General features: G+C 69.4%; 20 protein-coding genes. 13 read left to right on the forward strand and 7 right to left on the reverse strand.

Features of this window, described 5'->3' with window-relative positions:
• Nucleotides 1-68 precede the first annotated feature (68 nt).
• A complete protein-coding gene (locus R2K23_RS03010) occupies nucleotides 69-1,496 on the forward strand; it encodes an APC family permease (RefSeq protein ID WP_316514142.1) in 1,428 nt (475 codons plus the stop codon).
• Here R2K23_RS03010 and relZ read toward each other — a convergent pair.
• Nucleotides 1,493-3,235, reverse strand: coding sequence for a bifunctional ribonuclease/(p)ppGpp synthase (relZ, locus tag R2K23_RS03015; RefSeq protein ID WP_316517026.1), 1,743 nt, complete (start codon nucleotides 3,233-3,235; stop codon nucleotides 1,493-1,495). The genes R2K23_RS03010 and relZ overlap by 4 nt on opposite strands.
• 75 nt (nucleotides 3,236-3,310) lie before the next feature.
• On the opposite strand from relZ, the gene purB reads away from it, so the two are divergent.
• Entirely contained in the window at nucleotides 3,311-4,729 is a 1,419-nt protein-coding gene (gene purB / locus R2K23_RS03020; RefSeq protein WP_316514144.1) for an adenylosuccinate lyase, read from the forward strand.
• 25 nt (nucleotides 4,730-4,754) lie between these two features.
• Nucleotides 4,755-5,678, forward strand: coding sequence for a tellurite resistance/C4-dicarboxylate transporter family protein (locus R2K23_RS03025; RefSeq protein WP_316514146.1), 924 nt, complete (start codon nucleotides 4,755-4,757; stop codon nucleotides 5,676-5,678).
• 41 nt (nucleotides 5,679-5,719) lie between these two features.
• Here the strand turns inward: R2K23_RS03025 and R2K23_RS03030 are convergent, their stop codons facing one another.
• A complete protein-coding gene (locus R2K23_RS03030) occupies nucleotides 5,720-6,328 on the reverse strand; it encodes a hypothetical protein (protein ID WP_316514147.1) in 609 nt (202 codons plus the stop codon).
• A gap of 97 nt (nucleotides 6,329-6,425) precedes the next feature.
• On the opposite strand from R2K23_RS03030, the gene R2K23_RS03035 reads away from it, so the two are divergent.
• From R2K23_RS03035 to R2K23_RS03055, 5 genes are all read left to right on the forward strand, one after another.
• On the forward strand, nucleotides 6,426-7,319 hold the full coding sequence (locus R2K23_RS03035; RefSeq protein ID WP_316514149.1) for a phosphoribosylaminoimidazolesuccinocarboxamide synthase: 894 nt from the start codon (nucleotides 6,426-6,428) through the stop codon (nucleotides 7,317-7,319).
• Nucleotides 7,316-9,424 (forward strand): S9 family peptidase, encoded by a 2,109-nt coding sequence (locus R2K23_RS03040; RefSeq protein WP_316514150.1) that lies wholly within the window; start codon nucleotides 7,316-7,318, stop codon nucleotides 9,422-9,424. Before R2K23_RS03035 ends, R2K23_RS03040 begins: the two co-directional genes overlap by 4 nt.
• Nucleotides 9,425-9,447: 23 nt before the next feature.
• Nucleotides 9,448-9,936: a glutathione peroxidase gene (locus R2K23_RS03045; protein ID WP_316514151.1), complete on the forward strand. Its 489-nt coding sequence runs from the start codon at nucleotides 9,448-9,450 to the stop codon at nucleotides 9,934-9,936.
• 67 nt (nucleotides 9,937-10,003) lie between these two features.
• Entirely contained in the window at nucleotides 10,004-10,708 is a 705-nt protein-coding gene (locus R2K23_RS03050) for a DUF2334 domain-containing protein (RefSeq protein WP_316514154.1), read from the forward strand.
• A gap of 87 nt (nucleotides 10,709-10,795) precedes the next feature.
• Complete coding sequence (locus tag R2K23_RS03055) at nucleotides 10,796-12,424, forward strand: FAD-binding dehydrogenase (protein WP_316514156.1); 1,629 nt, start codon at nucleotides 10,796-10,798, stop codon at nucleotides 12,422-12,424.
• A gap of 85 nt (nucleotides 12,425-12,509) precedes the next feature.
• On the opposite strand, the gene R2K23_RS03060 is transcribed toward R2K23_RS03055, so the two are convergent.
• Both R2K23_RS03060 and R2K23_RS03065 read right to left on the reverse strand, forming a co-directional pair.
• Complete coding sequence (locus R2K23_RS03060) at nucleotides 12,510-13,715, reverse strand: cytochrome P450 (RefSeq protein ID WP_316514158.1); 1,206 nt, start codon at nucleotides 13,713-13,715, stop codon at nucleotides 12,510-12,512.
• A gap of 67 nt (nucleotides 13,716-13,782) precedes the next feature.
• Nucleotides 13,783-14,451: an MBL fold metallo-hydrolase gene (locus tag R2K23_RS03065; RefSeq protein WP_316514159.1), complete on the reverse strand. Its 669-nt coding sequence runs from the start codon at nucleotides 14,449-14,451 to the stop codon at nucleotides 13,783-13,785.
• Nucleotides 14,452-14,492: 41 nt separating this feature from the next.
• Here R2K23_RS03065 and R2K23_RS03070 point away from each other — a divergent pair, with 41 nt between their 5' ends.
• The 3 genes from R2K23_RS03070 (at nucleotide 14,493) to purQ (ending at nucleotide 16,152) form a co-directional block, all read left to right on the forward strand.
• On the forward strand, nucleotides 14,493-15,161 hold the full coding sequence (locus tag R2K23_RS03070) for an ATPase (RefSeq protein ID WP_316514161.1): 669 nt from the start codon (nucleotides 14,493-14,495) through the stop codon (nucleotides 15,159-15,161).
• Nucleotides 15,162-15,235: 74 nt separating this feature from the next.
• Nucleotides 15,236-15,475, forward strand: a complete 240-nt coding sequence (gene purS / locus R2K23_RS03075; protein ID WP_316514162.1) for a phosphoribosylformylglycinamidine synthase subunit PurS — start codon at nucleotides 15,236-15,238, stop codon at nucleotides 15,473-15,475.
• Nucleotides 15,472-16,152: a phosphoribosylformylglycinamidine synthase subunit PurQ gene (gene purQ, locus R2K23_RS03080; RefSeq protein ID WP_316514163.1), complete on the forward strand. Its 681-nt coding sequence runs from the start codon at nucleotides 15,472-15,474 to the stop codon at nucleotides 16,150-16,152. The genes purS and purQ overlap by 4 nt, the downstream gene beginning before the upstream one ends.
• Here the strand turns inward: purQ and R2K23_RS03085 are convergent.
• Both R2K23_RS03085 and R2K23_RS03090 read right to left on the reverse strand, forming a co-directional pair.
• Nucleotides 16,142-16,939 carry a family 1 encapsulin nanocompartment shell protein gene (locus R2K23_RS03085; RefSeq protein ID WP_316514165.1) on the reverse strand — a complete coding sequence of 266 codons (798 nt, stop codon included), beginning with the start codon at nucleotides 16,937-16,939 and terminating at the stop codon, nucleotides 16,142-16,144. The two genes, purQ and R2K23_RS03085, sit on opposite strands and share 11 nt — an antisense overlap.
• Nucleotides 16,936-17,991 (reverse strand): Dyp-type peroxidase, encoded by a 1,056-nt coding sequence (locus tag R2K23_RS03090; RefSeq protein WP_316514168.1) that lies wholly within the window; start codon nucleotides 17,989-17,991, stop codon nucleotides 16,936-16,938. Before R2K23_RS03090 ends, R2K23_RS03085 begins: the two co-directional genes overlap by 4 nt.
• Nucleotides 17,992-18,100: 109 nt before the next feature.
• On the opposite strand from R2K23_RS03090, the gene R2K23_RS03095 reads away from it, so the two are divergent.
• Complete coding sequence (locus R2K23_RS03095) at nucleotides 18,101-19,372, forward strand: M18 family aminopeptidase (RefSeq protein WP_316514170.1); 1,272 nt, start codon at nucleotides 18,101-18,103, stop codon at nucleotides 19,370-19,372.
• A 15-nt stretch (nucleotides 19,373-19,387) separates the two neighbouring features.
• Here R2K23_RS03095 and R2K23_RS03100 read toward each other — a convergent pair whose 3' ends face one another.
• Entirely contained in the window at nucleotides 19,388-19,984 is a 597-nt protein-coding gene (locus R2K23_RS03100; protein ID WP_316514172.1) for an LGFP repeat-containing protein, read from the reverse strand.
• A 176-nt stretch (nucleotides 19,985-20,160) separates the two neighbouring features.
• On the opposite strand from R2K23_RS03100, the gene R2K23_RS03105 reads away from it, so the two are divergent.
• Nucleotides 20,161-20,511 carry a VOC family protein gene (locus R2K23_RS03105; RefSeq protein ID WP_316514174.1) on the forward strand — a complete coding sequence of 117 codons (351 nt, stop codon included), beginning with the start codon at nucleotides 20,161-20,163 and terminating at the stop codon, nucleotides 20,509-20,511.
• Nucleotides 20,512-20,542 lie beyond the last annotated feature (31 nt).

Consider the following 20,542-nt stretch of genomic DNA (forward strand, 5'->3'; position numbering starts at 1 on the left):
ATGTTCACCCTTTGCGGGGCGCCCGGGTTGAAGATGGGTACCGCACGCGCGGATCGAGGGAGATGAACATGGCCGAGGCGAAGACGGTGGGCGAGGAACCTCAGCTCAAGAGAGTGCTGGGGCCGGGCCTGCTGTTGCTCTTCGTCGTCGGCGACATCCTGGGGACCGGGATCTACGCGCTCGTCGGCGACGTTGCCGGCGAGGTCGGCGGCGCGGCGTGGCTGCCGTTCCTGATCGCCTTCCTGATCGCCACGGTCACGGCCTTCAGCTATCTCGAACTGGTCACCAAGTATCCGCAGGCCGCCGGCGCTGCGCTCTACGCGCACAAGGCGTTTGGCGTCCAGTTCGTCACGTTCATCGTGGCGTTCATCGTGATGTGCTCCGGCATCACCTCGGCGTCGACCGCGTCCCGCTTCTTCGCGGCCAACTTCTTCGTCGCCTTCGACTTCGACTGGGGCAAGGCCGGCGTCGTCATCGTCGCGCTGGTGTTCATGGCGCTGCTGGCGGTGGTCAACTTCCGCGGGGTGGGGGAGAGCGTCCGGCTCAACGTGGTGCTGACCATCGTCGAGATCAGCGGCTTGCTGCTGGTGATCTTCGTCGGGCTGTGGGCGTTCACCGGCGGCGGTGAGACGGTTGACTTTTCCCGCGTGATCGCCTTCGAGACGACGGAAGACAAGAACGTCTTCCTGGCGGTCACCACGGCCACGTCGCTGGCCTTCTTCGCGATGGTGGGCTTCGAGGACTCGGTGAACATGGCCGAGGAGACCAAGGACCCCGTGCGCACGTTCCCGAAAGTGCTGCTCACCGGTCTGGGCATCGCCGGGGTGGTCTACGTGATCGTCGCGGTCGTCGCCGTCGCCCTGGTGCCGGTCGGCGCCCTGGAAGCCAGCGACACCCCGCTGGTCGAGGTGGTCAAGCTGGGCGCCCCCGGCCTGCCGATCGAGACCATCCTGCCGTTCATCTCGATGTTCGCCGTCGCCAACACCGCCCTGATCAACATGCTGATGGCCAGTCGATTGATCTACGGCATGTCCCGGCAGCGGGTGTTGCCGCAGGCGCTGGGCGTCGTGCACCCGACCCGGCGCTCGCCGTGGGCCGCGATCATCTTCACGACGCTGATCGCGTTCGGGCTGATCTTCTACGTGACCGCGTTCGCCAACAGCAACGCGATCGCGATGCTGGGTGGCACCACCTCGCTGCTGCTGCTCGCGGTCTTCGCGATGGTCAACGTGGCGGTGCTGGTGCTGCGCCGCGACGTCCGGGCCGTCGGCGGGCACTTCACCACGCCCACCGCGCTGCCCGTCATCGGATTCATCTCCTCGCTGTACCTGGTCACTCCGCTGTCGGGGCGGCCCGCCCAGCAATACCTGCTCGCCGGGATCCTGATCGCGATCGGGGTGGGGCTGTTCTTCCTCACCATGGCGATCAACCGACAGCTCGGCATCCGTGAAGCGGGCATCGTCGACCCGACGAAACTCGGCGAGGCCCCGGATTAGCGGACGGTGGTCAGGCCGGCCTCGCGCAGCCGCTCCAGCCGCGTCGCCAGCCGCGCGGTGCGGTGGCTGTTGCCGCTGAGCACCACGTAGCGGTCGCCGAATCCCGCCAGCAGCGCGTCGTCGAGCCGGCGCACCGCCCCGGCCGGGTAGCGATACGCCAGCGCGGCATTCACCGCTTCGGTGTCCACCCCTTCCAGCGCGCCCTCGAGCGCATCCAACGAGTCGATGCCCAACTCGAGCAACAGCCCGGAGATCCAGCCGTAGTGGTCGGTGCGCGACCAGCCCGCGTCCGGGAACCTGTTGCCCAGATAGGTGGCCAGCACCGCGGTGGAAATCCTTGGCTCGCTGTCGGATTCGAGCTCGGGAGCCCGCTCCGAGACCGGCGCGGAGCGCAACCGGTCGCGGATCGCGGAGAACTCCCGGTCGGCGAGCTCGAGCAGCCCGGCGGCCAGCGTGAAGCGGCGGTCCAGGTCGGGGGCGTCCTCCTCGGGGATGGACCCCTTGTAGCGGATGTCGTGCTCGAACTCGGCCCACGCGTGCTGCAGGATGGTCCGCACCTGCACCGAGGCGGGTTGCTGTTCGCCCTCGGCGGCGATCAGCAGATGGCGACTCGAATACCCCCAGCGGCCGGTGCTCGCCGTGACCAGCCCCATGTCCCGGTCGTCGAGCACCCGCGACTCGTCGCCGAGGAGTTTGGCCACCGCGGTCACGTCGTCGCGCAGATACGTGATGACCCGCAACCCGATCTGGTCGGTGATCTCCGAGAGCGGATCGGTGTAGAGCACCCGGCCGTCGATGGTGCGCTCGGCCTTCGCGGCGAAGGAGGCGACCGACTTGGTGCGGGCGGTGACGCTCACATAGTTGATGCCGGCCTCATCGACCAGCGCGCGGACCTGCTCGAGATACCGCGCGGTGGATTCCTTGAGTGCCGGCCGACGCTCGGCGTAGGCCGCGATGGCGTCGTGCACGGCCGGGGAGGTCGACCGGCGCGGCGTCGGCTCCAGATCGTCGGGCAGCGTCGGCGTGACGATGTAGCCGGTGTCCCCGTCGCCGTAGACGGTGACTTCGTCGGGCCGGTGATGGGCGTACATCGCCACGTAGGCGCACAGCACCGCGTCGACCGGATCCTCGGCGCGGCGCAATTCGCTTTTGCGCTCGGCGGTTTCGACGCCGTCGCGCAGCTCCAACCACTCGTCGTGATCGACCACCCGCAGCAGCGGTTCCCGCCGCGCCAGATTCTCGATGTGGTCCATCAACAACAGCAGCTCGGCCCGTAGCTGCGCCACGGTGCGTCCGGGCTTGGCCTTGTACTTCAAGGTGCGGCCCAACCGGAACAACGCGATGGTCGCGGGATGCGGATACACCTCGATGGCGCGGCGGCTCGCGGTCGACCGCGGATCGATGTCGAGCCCCAGCTCTCGGGCCAACAGCGCGGCGCGCGGGGTCCCGGCGAACTCGGGCTTGCCGGTGTTGGCCGGGTGCGCGCCGGCCTGGAAACGGCCGAAGTCGGCATTGAGCTGCCGCTCGCAGTCCCGCTGCCCCGTCGGGTTCGCCACGATCAGCGGCGCGTCGATGGCCACCAGGCAGTCCCCGTCGACGTACGGCTGCACCGCGGCGAGGATGCTCGCGTCGTCCGAGGCCGCTCCGAGATGGGTCAGGCGACCGCTACCGCCGTCCACCACGGCCACCCCGGTGGGCTTGCGTTGCCCCCACGCCAGATCCAGACCGACGAAATACACCCGTCCACTTTGCCTCATCGAGGGCCCGCTCCGCCCCTGACCGGGCCCAAACGGCGGGCCGTAAGCTGTGTCTTCGTGAGCATTCCCAATGTCTTGGCCAACCGTTACGCCAGCGCTGAGATGACGGCGATCTGGTCGCCGGAGGCCAAGATCGTCGCCGAGCGGCGGCTGTGGCTCGCGGTGCTGCGCGCCCAGGCCGAACTCGGCATCCCGGTCCCCGACGGCGTCAGCGACGACTACGAGCGGGTCCTCGAGAACGTCGACCTGGCCTCCATCGCGGCGCGGGAACGCGTCACCCGCCACGACGTCAAGGCCCGCATCGAGGAGTTCAACGCCCTGGCCGGCCACGAGCACGTGCACAAGGGCATGACCAGCCGTGACCTCACCGAGAACGTCGAGCAACTGCAGACCCGCCGCGCCCTGGAACTGGTGTTCGCCCGCGGCGTCGCCGTGGTGGCGCGGCTGGCCGACCGGGCCGTGACACACCGCGACCTGGTGATGGCGGGCCGGTCGCACAACGTCGCCGCGCAGGCCACCACGCTGGGCAAGCGGTTCGCCTCGGCCGCCCAGGAGACCCTGCTGGCGCTGACCCGGGTGCGCGAGCTGCTGGACCGCTATCCGCTGCGCGGCATCAAGGGCCCGATGGGCACCGCCCAGGACATGCTCGACCTGTTCGACGGCGACGCGGCGCGGCTGGCCGAACTCGAATCCCGGGTGGCGTCGTTCCTGGGCTTCGCGCAGGTGCTCGACAGCGTCGGGCAGGTCTACCCGCGCTCGCTGGACCACGACGTGCTGTCCGCGCTGGTGCAACTGGGCGCCGGACCGTCGTCGTTCGCCCACACCGTGCGCCTGATGGCCGGTCACGAACTGGTCACCGAGGGCTTCGCGCCGGGGCAGGTGGGCTCCTCGGCGATGCCGCACAAGATGAACACCCGGTCCTGCGAGCGGGTCAACGGCCTGCAGGTGGTGCTGCGTGGCTACGCCTCGATGGCCGCGGAACTGGCCGGCGCCCAATGGAATGAAGGCGACGTGTTCTGCTCGGTGGTGCGTCGCGTAGCGTTGCCGGACGCGTTCTTCGCCATCGACGGGCAGATCGAGACGTTCCTCACCGTGCTCGACGAGTTCGGCGCCTACCCCGCCGTCATCCAACGTGAATTGGACCGCTACCTACCGTTTTTGGCGACCACCCGGATCCTCATCGCCGCGGTGCGCGCCGGCGTGGGACGCGAGAGCGCCCATGAGGTCATCAAGGAGCACGCCGTGGCCGTCGCGCTGGCGATGCGCGAGCAGGGCCGCGAGCCGGACCTGCTGGACCGCCTGGCGGCCGACCCCCGGCTGCCCCTGGACCGGGCGGCGCTCGACGCGACGCTGGCGGACAAGGCGGCCTTCACCGGGGCCGCCGGCGACCAGGTCGACGCCGTGGTGGCCGCCGTCGAGGAGCTGGTGCGTCGCTACCCCGAGGCGGCCAAGTACACCCCCGGCGCCATCTTGTAGATGCCAACGGGGATAAGGCTTCTCGGTGCTGCGTGACCTGCGCCCGCCGCCGGACGCCTTCGCGGCGGTGATGGCGGCCGGGATTGTCTCGATCGCGGCCGCCGAACATTCCCACCGTTGGATCAGTGCGGGGCTGGCGCTGTTCGCGGTACTCGCGCTGCCGGTCCTGATGGTCCTCGCGGCCACCGGCTGGGCTCGGGCGCCGTTGGACCTGACAGACATCGACGTGGTGCTGCGGCTGTTCACCTACGTCGCCGCCTGCGCGGTGATCGCCACCCGGTTCGGCGGCACCTGGGCGGTGTCGGTGTTGGCCGGCCTGGGGCTTTCGGCGTGGATGTCGCTGATGCCGGTGCTGCTGCGGCGGATGTGGCGCCTGGGATGGCCCGCCCTGCGGGACCGGGCGCGCGGCGCCTGGGAACTGGCCAGCGTGGCGTCGTCGGGGCTGGCGATCGTGTTCGCCGAGCTCGACATCGTCTTTCTCGCGGTGGCGTTCTGGGTGCTGGCGCTGGCGGTCTACCTCGTCATGACCACGCTCATCGTCCTGCGCGCCGCGCGGGAACGGCTGGACCGCAGCGGTTTCGAGCCGGACAGCTGGATCCTGATGGGCGGCCTGGCCATCGCCACGGTGGCCGGGGTACACATCCACGCGCTGTGGCCGAGTGCCGCCGTGCAGTACGCGACCGTGGTGACCTGGCTGGTGGCCACCCTGTGGATCCCCGCGCTGATGCTCCTCGGGGTGCGTGGGGCGCGGCGGCGGGTGCCGGTCCCCTCGGCGTGGTGGGCGATGGTGTTCCCGTTGGGCATGTACTCGTCGGCCACCTTTGCGTTGTGGCGTGAGGTCGGCTGGGGCTGGCTGCACCCGATGTCAGAGGCGTTCTTCTGGACGGCCCTGGCGGCCTGGTGCACGGTCGCCTTCCTCTGGGGATTTCGGCGTGTTCTGCCACGGTGACCGTGCGCGGTCACGCCGAAATAGCTGGATGGGGGCCCGGGTCAGCGCAGACCGGCGGACCGCAGCTCGAGTGCGGCCAGCCCGCGTAGCGCGATGGGGTCCTCGCGGCGCCACGCCCCGACCGGGTCCATGCTGACGGCGGTGAGTTTGCGCAGCGGTCGATTCGCCAGGGCCCGCAGCGCCAGCAGTTGCTCCCCGGCGGGGGTGGCGGCCAGGGTGATCGCGGTCCATTTGCGTCGGAAGAACCGGATCCGCAGGTAGAGCCACGGGCCGCCGACGGCCAGGATCGGGGTGGCCGCGACGGCCAACGCCAGCACCCACGCCAGCCACGACGCGGTGCTGTTGAGGTTGGCGCCGGCACCGGCCAGATCCAGGGCCGCCTCGCTGGCCGCGGTGAGCGGTTTGCTCAGCTGATCGCCGATCAGCGGGAACCCGTCGACGCTGTTGCCGGCCGAATCCAGGTTGCGCGAGATCCCGTTGGCCCCGCTTTCCACCTGCCGGCCCACCGCCGCGATCGACGAGACGGCGTCGTGGACCAGCAGGCCCACCAACACCCAGATCACGATCCACGTGCTGACCATCACATCGCTGAAAAACTGCGCCAGGAACCGGTGCGGCCGGGCCGCGTATGGAACGTACCGCGAACTCATGAGGTTGATCCCAGCACGTCGCGGGGCGCCGCGGGGGCGATGCGGCGAGCCGGACGGGATCGACGGCCACGCCGGGCGGCCCCGCTACGCTGAGCCGATGCGACCCTCCCTGTCCGACTATCAGCATCTGTCCAGCGGTAAGGTCCGCGAGCTCTACCGGATCGACGACGACACGCTGCTGTTCGTGGCCTCCGACCGGATCTCGGCCTACGACCACATCCTGGACTCCGAGATCCCGGACAAGGGCCGCATCCTTACCGCGATGAGCGTGTTCTTCTTCGACCTGATCGCCGCGCCCAACCACCTGGCCGGACCGCCGGACGATCCGCGGATCCCCGAGGAGGTGCTGGGCCGCGCGCTGGTGGTGCAGAAGCTGGAGATGCTGCCCGTCGAATGCGTCGCGCGCGGCTACCTGAGCGGCTCGGGCCTGCTGGACTATCAGCGCACCGGTGAGGTCTGCGGGATCCCGTTGCCCGCCGGTCTGGTCGAGGCCAGCAAGTTCGACGAGCCGATCTTCACCCCGGCCACCAAGGCCGAGATCGGCGACCACGACGAGAACGTCGACTACGCCGCGGTGGTCGAGGCGGTGGGTGCCGCGCGCGCCGAACAGTTGCGCTCCGAGACGCTACGGATCTACCGTGAGGCCGCCGAGCACGCGCTGGCCAAGGGCATCATCATCGCCGATACCAAATTCGAGTTCGGCGTCGACGCCGACGGGAAGCTGCGGCTGGCCGACGAGGTGTTCACCCCCGACTCGTCGCGGTACTGGCCGGCCGACGACTACCGGGTCGGGGTGGTGCAGCAGAGCTTCGACAAGCAGTTCGTCCGCAACTGGCTGACCTCGGCGGACTCCGGCTGGGACCGCCACGGCGATCAGCCGCCACCGCCGCTGCCCCCGCAGATCGTGACCGCCACGCGAGACCGTTACATCGAAGCCTACGAACGGATTTCGGGTCTGCGTTTCGCCGACTGGATCGGAGCCGGAGCATGAGCGCACCCATCGAACCGCCCGTCGCCAAGCGCGTCGAGACCCGCCGCGAGTTCCACGGCGACGTCTTCGTGGACCCCTACGAATGGCTACGCGACAAGGCCAACCCCGAGGTCATCTCCCACCTCGAGGCCGAGAACGCCTACACCGACGCGATGACCGATCACCTCGAACCGCTCGAGCAGCGGATCTTCGACGAGATCAAGGCGCGCACCAAGGAGACCGACCTGTCGGTGCCAACGCGGCGCGGCGACTACTGGTACTACGGGCGCAGTTTCGAGGGCAAGCAGTACGGGGTGCACTGCCGGTGCCCCGTGCGCGACCCCGAGGATTGGACCCCGCCGGAGTTCGACGAGCACACCGAGGTGCCCGGGGAACAGGTGCTGCTCGACGAGAACGTCGAAGCCGAGGGACACGAGTTCTTCGCCCTGGGCGCGGCGACCATCAGCCTCGACGGCGAGGTGCTCGCGTACTCGGTGGACGTCGTCGGCGACGAGCGGTACACGTTGCGGTTCAAGAACTTGCGCACCGGTCAGCTCTACGACGACGAGATCCTCGGTATCGCCGCCGGCGCGACGTGGGCGGCCGACAACGCGACGATCTACTACACCACCGTCGACGACGCCTGGCGCACCGACACCGTGTGGCGGCATCGCCTCGGCAGCGGATTGCCGTCCGAGAAGGTGTATCACGAGCCGGATGAACGCTTTTGGCTCGGCGTCGGCCGTACCCGCAGCGACGCGTACGTGATGATCGGCGCCGGCTCGGCGATCACCTCCGAGGTGTTCGTCGCCGACGCCCACGATCCGAAAGCGCGGTTCACCAGCGTGTTGCCGCGGCGCGAGGGCGTGGAGTACTCCGTGGAACACGCCGTGGTGGGCGGTGAGGATCGATTCCTGATCCTGCACAACGACGGTGCGGTCAACTTCACCTTGGTGGAGGCGCCGGTCAGCGATCCCACCGATCAGCGCACTCTGGTCCCGCACGACGACAGCGTCCGGCTCGAGGCGGTCGATGCGTTCGCGGGACACCTGGTGCTGAGCTACCGGCGGGCCGCGCTGCCGCGAATTCAGCTGTGGCCCATCACCGCCAACGGCCAGTACGCGCCGCCGGAGGAGGTCGCGTTCGAATCCGAACTGATGGCCTCCGGGTTGGGTGGCAACCCGAACTGGGACGCGCCGCGGCTGCGGATCGCGGCCACGTCGTTCGTGGTGCCGCTGCGGGTCTACGACCTGGACCTGCGGACCGGCGAGCGGATCCTGCTGCGCGAGCAGCCGGTGCTCGGCGAATACGACCCGGACGACTACGTGGAGCGGCGGGACTGGGCGGTGGCCGCCGACGGGGCGCGCGTCCCGGTGTCGCTGATCCACCGGAAGGGCATCGAGTTTCCCGCTCCCGCACTGCTGTACGGCTACGGCGCCTACGAATCCTGCGAGGACCCGCGGTTCTCGATCGCACGGTTGTCACTGCTGGACCGCGGGATGGTGTTCGCCGTGGCGCACGTGCGCGGCGGCGGCGAGCTCGGCCGGCTCTGGTACGAGCACGGCAAGCTGCTGGAGAAGAAGAACACCTTCACCGATTTCATCTCGGTGGCCGAGCATCTGGTGGACACCGGCATCACCCGACCGGAGAACCTGGTCGCGCTCGGCGGAAGTGCCGGCGGTCTGCTGATGGGCGCCGTGGCCAACATGGCGCCGCAGCTGTTCGCGGGCATCCTCGCGCAGGTACCGTTCGTGGACCCGTTGACCAGCATCCTGGACCCGACGCTGCCGCTCACCATCACCGAATGGGACGAGTGGGGAAACCCGTTGGACGACAGCGAGGTCTACGCCTACATGAAGTCCTACGCACCGTACGAGAACGTGGCCGCCGTCGACTACCCGGCGATCCTGGCGATGACCTCGCTGCACGACACCCGGGTGCTCTACGTCGAGCCGGCCAAGTGGGTGGCCGCGCTGCGCCACACCAAGACCGACGACCATCCGGTGCTGCTGAAGACCCAGATGAGCGCCGGGCACGGCGGGATCAGCGGCCGCTACGAACGCTGGAAGGAAGTGGCCTTCCAGTACGCGTGGTTGCTGACCGTCGCGGACCCGTCGGTGCAGTGACGCGGGCGTGTTAGCGTCGGGCCATGAGCCTCAACGATATTGCGCTGACCACCCTTGACGGTGGGTCGACGTCGCTGGCCGAGTACTCCGACCGGGCCGTGCTGGTGGTCAACGTCGCCTCCAAGTGCGGGCTGACGCCGCAGTACAGCGGGCTCGAGCAGCTGGCCCGCGACTACGGCGAGCGTGGCCTGACCGTGCTCGGCGTGCCGTGCAACCAGTTCATGGGTCAGGAGCCCGGCACGGCCGAGGAGATCCAGACGTTCTGTTCGACCACCTACGGCGTGACGTTCCCGTTGTTGGCCAAGACCGACGTCAACGGCCCGGACCGGCACCCGCTGTATGCCGAGCTGACCAAGGCCGCCGACGCCGACGGCCAGGCCGGCGACGTGCAATGGAACTTCGAGAAGTTCCTGATTGCCCCGGGCGGCACCGTCGTCAATCGGTTCCGGCCGCAGACAGCCCCCGACGCACCGGAGGTCATCGCGGCGATCGAGGCGAATCTGCCCGGCTGACCGGATCGCCATCTGGCGTCTGGGTTCGGTACATCCGCTGGTCATCTGCGGTTGCGACACTGGCCGCATGAGTGGGCAGTTGATCGTGTCGGTGTCGGGTATCAGCGCGCAGACGCTGCCCGCGGTGGATTCGTTCTGTGCGGAGCTCGACGGCCGCGGGGTGCCCGTGTCGCTGCTGGTGGCGCCGCGGCTCAAGGGCGGCTATCGGCTGGACGAGGACCCGGACACCGTGGACTGGATCGCGCAGCGCCGCCGGGACGGGGCGGCCGTCGTGCTGCACGGCTACGACGAGGCCGCCACCAAGCGTCGCCGCGCCGAGTTCGCGGTGCTGCCCGCGCACGAGGCGAACCTGCGCCTGATGGGCGCCGACCGGATAATGGACCATCTGGGGCTGCGGACGCGATTGTTCGCCGCGCCCGGGTGGGTGGTGTCCGACGGTGTGGTTAAGGTTCTGCCGCGCAACGGTTTCCGGCTGCTGGCGGGACCCGCCGGCATGACCGATCTGGTGCGGGGCTCCACGCAGAGCGCGCGGGTGCTCGGGATCGGTGCCGGGTTCGTGGCCGAGGCCTGGTGGTGCCGCACGCTGGTGCTCTCGGCCCAGCGGACCGCCCGCCGCGGCGGGATCGTGCGGCTGGCGGTGTCGGCGCGGCAGCTGCGCAAGTCCGGGCCGCTGCAGGCCGCGCTGGACGTCGTCGACTTGGCGTTGCTGCATGGTTGCGTGCCCACCGTGTATCGGTGGCGGCCGCGCACGCTGGTGGCCGACGCGGCGTAGCCTCGGCGCCCAGATGGACGGATTGCCACAGAACCGCTCGCGCAAAGTGACCCAAGGGTGAGGGCGGGCGTGGGTTAGCGTGTCGGGATGGACGCGGACGTCATCGTGGTCGGGGCCGGGCTGGCCGGCTTGGTCGCCACCTGCGAGCTCGCCGAGCGCAGCAAGCGGGTCCTGGTGGTCGACCAGGAGAACAGCGCCAATCTCGGCGGGCAGGCGTTCTGGTCCTTCGGCGGGTTGTTCCTGGTCGACAGCCCTGAACAACGCCGGCTCGGGATCCGCGACAGTCACGAACTCGCCGTGCAGGATTGGCTGGGCACCGCGGGTTTCGACCGTCCGGAGGACCACTGGCCGCGGCAGTGGGCGCACGCCTACGTCGACTTCGCGGCCGGGGAGAAACGTTCCTGGCTGCGGGACCGGGGTCTGCGCATCTTCCCGATGGTCAACTGGGCCGAGCGGGGCGGGTATGACGCTCGCGGGCACGGCAATTCGGTGCCCCGCTTCCACATCGCGTGGGGGACCGGGCCCGCGCTGGTGGAGATCTTCGCCCGTCGTGTCCGCGAGCACCCGCGGGTGCGGTTCGCACATCGCCATCAGGTCGACGAGCTGATCCTGCACGACGGTGCCGTGACCGGCGTCCGCGGCACCGTGCTGGAGCCGTCCGCGGCGGCGCGCGGGGTGGCGTCGTCGCGAAAGGCGGTCGGCGAGTTCGAATTCGGCGCGTCGTCGGTGATCGTCACCAGCGGCGGTATCGGCGGCAACCCCGACCTGGTCCGAAAGAACTGGCCGGCGCGGATGGGGCGGGTGCCCGAACAGTTGCTCGCCGGGGTACCTGCCCACGTCGACGGCCGGATGATCGGCATCACCGAGGCCGCCGGCGGGCGCGTCATCAACCGCGACCGGATGTGGCATTACACCGAGGGCATCACCAACTACGACCCGATCTGGCCCGACCACGGGATCCGTATCCTGCCCGGGCCGTCGTCGCTGTGGCTGGACGCCAACGGTCGTCGGCTGCCCGGCCCGCTGTATCCCGGGTTCGACACCCTGGGCACGTTGGAGTACATCGCGCGCTCGGGGCATGACTACACCTGGTTCATCCTCAATGCCCGCATCATCGAGAAGGAGTTCGGCCTGTCCGGCCAGGAACAGAACCCCGACCTCACCGGTCGCAGCGTGCGGCAGGTGCTTTCGCGGGTGCGTCCCGGCGCGCCGGGGCCGGTGCAGGCATTCGTGGACCGCGGGGTGGACTTCGTGCAGGCGGGCACCCTGCCCGAGTTGGTGGCCGCGATGAACGCCCTGCCCGACGTGACGGCGCTCGACTACGCGACGGTGGAGGCCGAGGTGACCGCCCGCGACCGCGAGGTGGTGAACGCCTACAGCAAGGACGGCCAGATCACGGCGATCCGCGGCGCGCGGGCCTATCTACCGGACCGGCTGGCGCGAGTGGTGGCTCCGCACCGGCTGACCGACCCCAAGGCCGGCCCGATGATCGCCGTGAAACTGCACATCCTGACGCGAAAGACCCTGGGCGGGCTGGAGACCGATCTGCAATCGCGGGTGCTGACCGCCGACGGCACCCCGTTGCCGGGGCTGTACGCCGCCGGCGAGGTGGCCGGCTTCGGCGGCGGCGGGGTGCACGGCTACCGCGCCCTGGAGGGCACCTTCCTGGGGGGCTGCATCTTCTCGGGACGGGCCGCCGGGCGCGCCGCGGGTTGAGCGCTCAAGTCGGTCGCCGAGATCGACGAAATACCGGAAGCCACTCGCACAAAGTGGCCCAAAGGGGAGTTTGGGCGAGAGGGGGTCAGAAGGTGATGCGGAGGTGCTCCCAGCCGCGCACGGTCGAGGTGGGTGCCAAGCGCGCGGTGTCGTAGTCGATGCCCCATTCCGGCCAGCGGTTGAGCAGTTCGTCCAGGGCGACGCGACCCTCGAGTCGGGCGAGGTTGGCGCCCAGGCAGTAATGCAGCCCCTTGCCGAAGGTCAGATGGCTGATGTTGCCGCGGTTGATGTTGTAGGTGTCCGGGTCGGGGAAGCGCCGCGGGTCGCGGTTGGCGGCCCCGAACAGCAGCAGCATGGCGCTGCCGGCGGGCACCGTGGTGCCGTAGCAGTCGAAATCGCGGGCCATGTACCGGGCCACGTGCGGTCCGGTGGGTTCGAACCGCAGCGTCTCGTCGATGGTGGCGCCCAGCAGGCTGCGATCTTCGGCGACCCGGCGGCGTTGCTCGGGATGCTCGGCGAGCACCTTGGCCAGCCAGCCGATCAGCCGGCCGGTGGTCTCGTTGCCGGCGCCGGCCACCACCTGGGTGTAGTGCAGCACCTCCTTGCGGTGCAGCTTGCGGTGCTCGCCGTGCTCGTCGGTGAACTCGACATTGAGCAGCGCTGTCATCAGGTCGTCGGAGGGATTCTTGGACCGCCACTCGACGTAGTCGGCGTAGATCCGGCCGTCGGCGATCCGGTCGGCGCGGGCCACCTTCATCGGCGCGCCGGGCTTGGTCCGCAGGTTGGCGTCGTTGGCGTCGCGCACCGAAACCTGTTCGGATTCCGGAATTCCCAACAGCATGCCGATCACCCGCATCGGCATCATCGCCGCCAACTCCGCGATGATGTCGAACCCGTCGGACCCGACGTGCGGATCCAGGCAGCGGACGCAGTACTGCCGGATCTGATCCTCGATGGCCGCCATCCGACGCGGGGTGAACACCCGCGACATCAACCCGCGCAGCATGGTGTGGATGGGCGGATCCTCGAACATCATCACGCCCTTGGGCATGTCGAAGTCCGACTGGATGAGCTCGAGGATGTCGCTGCGGGAATTGGAAAACGTCTCCCAGTTCGCCAGCGCCTGGTCCACGTCGGAATGCCTTGACAGCGCCCAGAAGTCGTAGCGGTCGTTGTAGTAGATCGGCGCCTCGTCGCGCAGCCGCGCGTACACCGGGTACGGGTCGGCGACAATGCCGACGTCGTAGGGGTCGTAGTACACCGCGGCGTCGGTGGCCGTCTCCGTGCTCATCTGCATTCTCCGTTCCCCACCGCCGTGCTGAGCGATCGCTCAAACAATAGTGCGGAGCGCGACGCGATCAGAGGGAAACGGCGCCTTCTTCCGGCAGCACCCGAAAGTCGGTGTCGGTCATCTCGGTCAGGCGCCCGTAGTAGATGCCGCGGGCCTGCGGGGCGACGATGCCCTGGTGGATCGGCACCGCGTGGGTCGGCGCGACGGCCCGCAGGAAGTCGACCGCCTCGGAGATCTTCATCCAGGGCGCCGCGGCCGGGGTCGCGAGCACGTGGACGGGTTCGTCGGGCACGAACAGGGCGTCACCGGGGTGCATCAGCCGGGCCGCATGCTCGTCGTCGCCGACCAGGTAGGAGATGTTGTCGATGTCGGGCAGCTCCGGATGGATCACCGCGTGCCGCCCGCCCGCGCCGCGGATGCGCAGCCCGCCGACGTTCAATTCGTCGCCGACGTGCACCGCCTTCCAGTCGCCGCCGAGCTGGGCGGCGGTCTGCGGATCCGCATACAACGCGGCCTGCGGGTTGGCCGCCACCAGCGCCGGCAGGCGCTGCGGATCGGCGTGGTCGGGGTGCTGATGGGTGATCAGGATGGCCGACAGCCCGGTGATGCCCTCGAAGCCGTGGGAGAACACGCCCGGGTCGAACAGGATGCTTGTCGTCGTCGATCCGGCGCCGGTGCGATCGGCGCCGGGAAAGTTCGCGAGAAGGCAGGAATGCCCGAAGTGCGTCAGTTCCATGCTTACGATTGTGCAGCGCGGTGCCGAACCGGGGAGGGTGAGTGCTTCGAGTGATCCTGGCGGGTGTGCTGGTCGGGGTCGCCGCGGTGGCTGTTCCGCCCGCCGCCGCCGCTCCACAGACCTGCCCCCCGGTGTGTGACGAGATTCCCGACACGGCCTGGCCCGAGCCCTGGTCGATCCCGATGAACGGCCGCTACCACTGGCCGCGACTGGCCCCGCTGGCCCGGCCCGTGACGGACAGCACGTTCAAGTTTGAGGAGCTGTGCCGGAGCCCGCGCTCACCCGACGACCCGCGGGACTACGCGGTGGCCGCCAAGGCCGTCGTCGCGCACCCGGCGGGGCAGTGGCAACTGCAGGCGCAGGTGTTGCACTGGCGGGGTGAGACCTGGCACGGCGGCGAACTGGCAAACCAGGTGTTCAGCGCGGCGGTGGCGGCGCTGCAGGGCTGCCAGGCCGGTGCCCCGGAGTTCTCCCCGTCGATCACCACCGCGGCGATCGACCGGGTGGCCGCGGTGATCAGCGGTCCGCAGGTGGTGCGCCAGTACCTGGTGGTCAACCCCGCCAACAGTTCGATCGCCGAGCTGGTGCTGTGGAACACGCCGGGAGCGGACGGCGCGCCGCCGGTGCGCTGGCCGCTGGTTCCCGACGCCCGGGTGCTCGAGGCCATCGACGCCCCGCTGTGCGCGGCCTACCTGGGCTCGTGTGGGTAGAGTTGAACCGTTCTCAGCTCGGAAGCTGGAGCCAGCGAGCAGCTGAACCAACCTCAATGATCAAGGAGTCGCGCGTGGCCCGGGTGGTTGTGCACGTGATGCCCAAGGCCGAGATCCTCGACCCGCAGGGCCAGGCGATTGTCGGTGCGCTCGGTCGGCTCGGCCATGCCGGGGTGACGGACGTACGGCAGGGCAAGCGCTTCGAGCTCGAGGTCGACGACAGCGTCGACGACGACACGCTGGCCCAGATCGCCGAGTCGCTGCTGGCCAACACCGTGATCGAGGACTGGACGATCAGCCGGGAGCCCTCATGACCGCGCGGATCGGGGTCATCACCTTCCCCGGCACGCTCGACGACGTCGACGCCGCGCGGGCCGTGCGGGCGGTCGGCGCCGAGTCGGTGAGCCTGTGGCACGCCGACGCCGACCTCAAGGGGGTCGACGCGGTGATCGTTCCCGGCGGCTTCTCCTACGGCGACTACCTGCGCGCCGGCGCCATCGCGCGATTCGCGCCCGTGCTCGGCGAGGTGGTCAAGGCCGCCGAGAACGGTCTGCCGGTCCTGGGCATCTGCAACGGCTTTCAGGTGTTGTGCGAGGCCGGCCTGCTGCCCGGCGCGCTGACCCGCAACGTCGGGCTGCACTTCATCTGCCGCGACGTGTGGCTGCGGGTGGACTCGACGACCACCGCCTGGAGCACCCGGTACGAGCCGGGCGCGGAGATCCTGGTGCCGTTGAAGTCCGGTGAGGGCCGCTACGTGGCCAGCGACGCCGTGCTCGACGAGCTCGAGGGCGAGGGCCGCGTGGTGTTCCGCTACGTGGAGAATCTCAACGGCTCGCAGCGCGACATCGCCGGGATCTCCTCGGCCAACGGCCGGGTGGTCGGGCTGATGCCGCACCCCGAGCACGCCACCGAGGCGCTGACCGGCCCGTCGGACGACGGGCTCGGCATCTTCTACTCGGCGCTGGACTCGGTGCTGGCCGCTACGGGCTGAGCGCGACCGAGGCCTCGGCGGTGTAGCAGAAGAACGTCATGGTCTCCTGCAGGTAGAGCTGCACCGTCTCGGTGTCGTGGGACAGGTAGCCGATGGACACGTCGGTGCCCAGCTGTAGATCGAAATCGCCGCCGCGCGTTGACAAAACGAATGCGCCGTCGATGGCGGGCGCCCAGATGATGTCGCCGTCGACCAGCCGGCTGAGGTGCTCCCGCACCGGATAGCCCCCGACGGTGGTCTCGCTGACCAGCGTGTAGTTGTCCGCCGACAGCAGCACCGAATACGGGCCGTCGACGCCGGCCAGCCGCAGTTCGGTGAGCGCCTGCGCGATCACGTCGGGCATGTCCCGCGGATCGGCGGGCAGCGCCAAGGCCGGGTTGGAACTGCCGTTTCGGATCCCGGTGATCGACGCCGCTTCGTAGCCTTCGAAGATCGCCCGGTCCTCGACGAACGCCAACTTCTTGGCGGCGTCCTTCACCGGATCCCAATCGGAGTCCTGCGAACCCCGCTCGACGTCGTCGATGTCGATGCGCCGCAGCGTGAACGGCACCCGCAACCGCACCAGCGGCCGTGCCTCCCGCAGGTGCGCCTGCACCCCGTCGGCCGGCGCGGTGACGTCCAGCAGGTGTCCGGTGCTGATCGCGGCGGCCGTCGGTCCGCCTGGCCCGCTGACGTCGACGACGCGGCGCCCTGCGACGTTGCGCTTGAAGGTGCGGGTGGCCTCCAATTCGATTTCGGCCCAGGCGGCGTCGGTGACCGGTGCCAGTTCGCGGTAGAGGTTGTTCATCGAGGTTGTCCTTTCAGGCTGCCGATCGCGAGTGTGCCGTGGTAATGGGGTGCCGGATCGGTGACGTCCTGCGCCGCAGGCACTTCCGCTGCGGCGCCGGAGCCCGGCAGGGGCGGCGGATCTTCGAGGAAGTCCGCGCTGGGAACGAAGAACAGGCCACCGGTCTCGGCGATGGAGAACTCCAGGATCCGGTCGGTGTTCCCCGGCGGGTCACCGATGAACATGTTGCGGAGCATCCGCTCGGTGACGTCCGGGTCGGCGGCGTAGGCGATGTAGTAGGTGCCCGACCTGCCGTCACCCAGCGTGCCGAACGGCATGTTGGCCCGCACGATCTGCAGTTCGTTGCCGTCCTCGTCGTGCACGGTGTTCACCGCGACATGGGAATTGGCCGGCTTGACCGCGTCGTCGAGTTCGATGTCGTCGAGCTTGGTGCGGCCGATGATCAGCTCTTGTTCGGTGGCGCTCAACGCATTCCAGCCCACCATGTCGTGGATGTAGCGCTGCACGTGCACATAGCTGGACCCGTGAAAGACGGGGTCTTCCCCGCTGTCCGGGCTGATCAGGGCCGCGGCCACCGCGTCCGCGCCGTCGGGATTCTCGGTGCCGTCGACGAATCCGAGCAGGTCGCGCATCTCGAAGAACCGGAAGCCGTGGACCTCGTCGACCACGGTCACTGCGCCGGACATCGCCGCCAGAACCCGGCCGCCGACTTCGTAGCACACGTCCATCGACTCGCCGCGGATGTGGAACAACAGGTCGCCGGGGGTCGATGGGGCCTGATGAGTGCCGCCGTCGAGCGCGATGAACGGATGCAGCTTGTTCGGGCGCGGTCCGTCGAACAGCCGGTCCCAGGCGGCCGAGCCGATCCCGATGACCAGGTTCAGATTCGACGACGGCACTCGAAATCCGATGGCCGGAGCCAAACCCAGGATCTCCCCGAGCGCCCCGTAGACCTGAGCCGCGGCCTCGGCGCCGTCGTTGATGGTGGCGACCAGAAAGATCGCGGCGGGGGTGAGGGGAGTGAGGATGGGTTGCGGTCGAGGGTTGGCCACGGGTTGACCCTAGCGTCACGACGGACGCCACGAGGTACGAGTGGCGCCAGAAGTGGCCGAATCAGGACCGGTGGTCGTCGCGCCGGCGGGCAGCGGCGAAGATGGACTCATGTCCGCGAGTGCCGAAGGTCTCTGTGATTTCATCGACGCGTCGCCGTCGCCGTTCCATGTCTGCGTCACTGTTGCGCAGCGACTGACCGCCGCCGGGTACACCGAACTGGCCGAGGCCGACGCCTGGCCCGCGGCAGGCCGGTTCTTCACCGTGCGCGCCGGTTCGCTGGTGGCGTGGGACAGCACCGGCGCCCCCGACCGTCCGTTCCGGGTGATCGGCGGCCACACCGACAGCCCGAACCTGCGGGTCAAGCAGAACCCGGACCGCGTGGTGGCGGGCTGGCGGGTAGTCGCGCTGCAGCCGTACGGCGGCGTATGGCTGAACTCGTGGCTGGATCGCGACCTGGGGATCAGCGGTCGGCTATCGGTGCGCACCGCCGCCGGCATCGAGCATCCGCTGGTGCGCCTCGACGAACCGGTGCTGCGGGTGCCGCAGCTGGCCATCCACCTCGCCGAGGACCGCGCCGCGCTGAAGCTGGACCCGCAGCGCCACGTCAACGGTGTCTGGGCGCTCGGCGATGCCCCGGCCTCATTCGTCGACTTCGTCGCCGAGCGGGCCGGCGTCGCGCCGGGGGACGTCCTGGGATTCGACCTGATGACCCATGACCTGACCCCGGCGGTGGTGTGGGGCGCCGACGCGGAGTTCGTCAGCGCCGCGCGGCTGGACAACCAGGCCACCTGCTACGCCGGGCTGGAGGCATTGCTGGACGTTGGCGCCGATGGGGCCACCCCCGGCTCGCACATCCCGGTGCTGGCGCTGTTCGACCACGAGGAGGTGGGTTCGACGTCCGATCACGGCGCCCAATCCGAGCTGCTGGTCACCGTCTTGGAGCGGATCGTGCTCGCGGCCGGTGGCGGGCGGGAGGACTTCCTGCGGCGCACGGCGGGTTCGATGGTCGCCTCCGGCGACATGGCGCACGCGACGCACCCCAACTATCCCGACCGCCACGAGCCGGGGCATTCCATTGCCGTCAACGCCGGCCCGGTGCTGAAGGTACAGCCGAACCTGCGTTACGCCACCGATGGCCGCACGGCGGCCGCCTTCGAACTGGCGTGTCGGCAGGCCGGGGTTCGGTTGCAGCGCTATGAGCATCGCGCCGACCTGCCCTGCGGGTCGACGGTCGGCCCCATGACCGCTGCCCGCACCGGCATCCCTACCGTCGATGTCGGTGCGGCGCAGCTGGCCATGCACTCGGCCCGGGAGTTGATGGGCGCCGCGGACGTCGCCGCGTACGCCGCCGCGCTGCGGGCCTTCCTGGTACCGGGCTGACCTACCCGCCCGGGGTTACTGTCCGGGGGCGGGCGCCGGCTCCTGCGCGGGGCTTTCCGCGGGGGCGCCCTCCACCACGACGGCCTCTTCCTGGCCCTCGGTCCAGGTGACGGTGCCGTTCTGGAACGTCGTCTGCTTCTGGCCCTCGGCGTTGGTGGTCTCGTCGCTGGTCGGGTAGCCGAGGTCGCCCTGCGAACCGCCCAGTTCGTTCCACTTGTCCCGGATCTTGCCCCAGACCACGAAGGAGCCGGCCTCCGAGCTGATGATCACGCCGTCATCGAACTGCTGGTAGACCCCGCCGTCGGTGTTGGTCTGCTGCTCGCCGGTCGGCGCGCCGAGCGACTCCTGCGCGGTGGCGTCGAGGGTCTGCCACTTCTCCAGGATCGCGCCGGAGACGACGTATTCGGTGCCGTCGGCGCCGGGGATGGTGGTACCGGTTTCGGTGGCTTCCGCCTCCGTGGTGGTGGTGGTCTCTTCGGTGACCTCGGCGGCGGTGGTCGTGGTGGTGGCCGCGGTGTCGTCGGCGTCCTCGCTGGCACAAGCGGCGCCTACCAGGGCAAATCCCAGGGAAAGGGCCGAGACTGCCGCTACCTTCTTGGTCGTGTTTCGCATGCGAATCCCTTCAAAATGTTACGAGCTGTTCACATTGGGGGTCCCCTGAATCGTGTCAGCTAAACAACTGGCGCGGGCCGGTTTGCCGACAACGCGACGACAAAAGTGCGGATCCGGGGCGGCCGAACCGGTCCCGAATATCTGCCTCCGACGGCGGCCGCCGCTAGAGTCGGGCCATGGCGATCGGCATCGAGATGATCACTTTCGACACCCTCGACCCCGATCGGCTGGCCCGCTGGTGGGCCGAGGCTCTCGACAGCACGGTCGAACCGGTGATGCCCGGCGAGTTCGTCATGGTGGTGCCGGCGTCCGGGCCGCGGCTGGGCTTTCAGCGGGTCGATGATCCGACGCCCGGAAAGAACCGCGTGCACGTCGACCTCGCTACCGGCGACGACCTGGAAAGTCAGGTCTCCCGGCTGGTGGCCCTGGGCGCGGTCGAGACGGGCCGGCACAACTTCGGCGACGAATTCAACTGGGTGGTGTTCGCCGATCCCGACGGGAATGCGTTCTGCCTGGCCGCGGGCTGAACCCGGGCGGCAGGCCCGCCTCGCCACGGCT

The sequence above is a fragment of the Mycolicibacterium sp. MU0050 genome (genome assembly GCF_963378085.1).
GTDB lineage: Bacteria > Actinomycetota > Actinomycetes > Mycobacteriales > Mycobacteriaceae > Mycobacterium > Mycobacterium wendilense.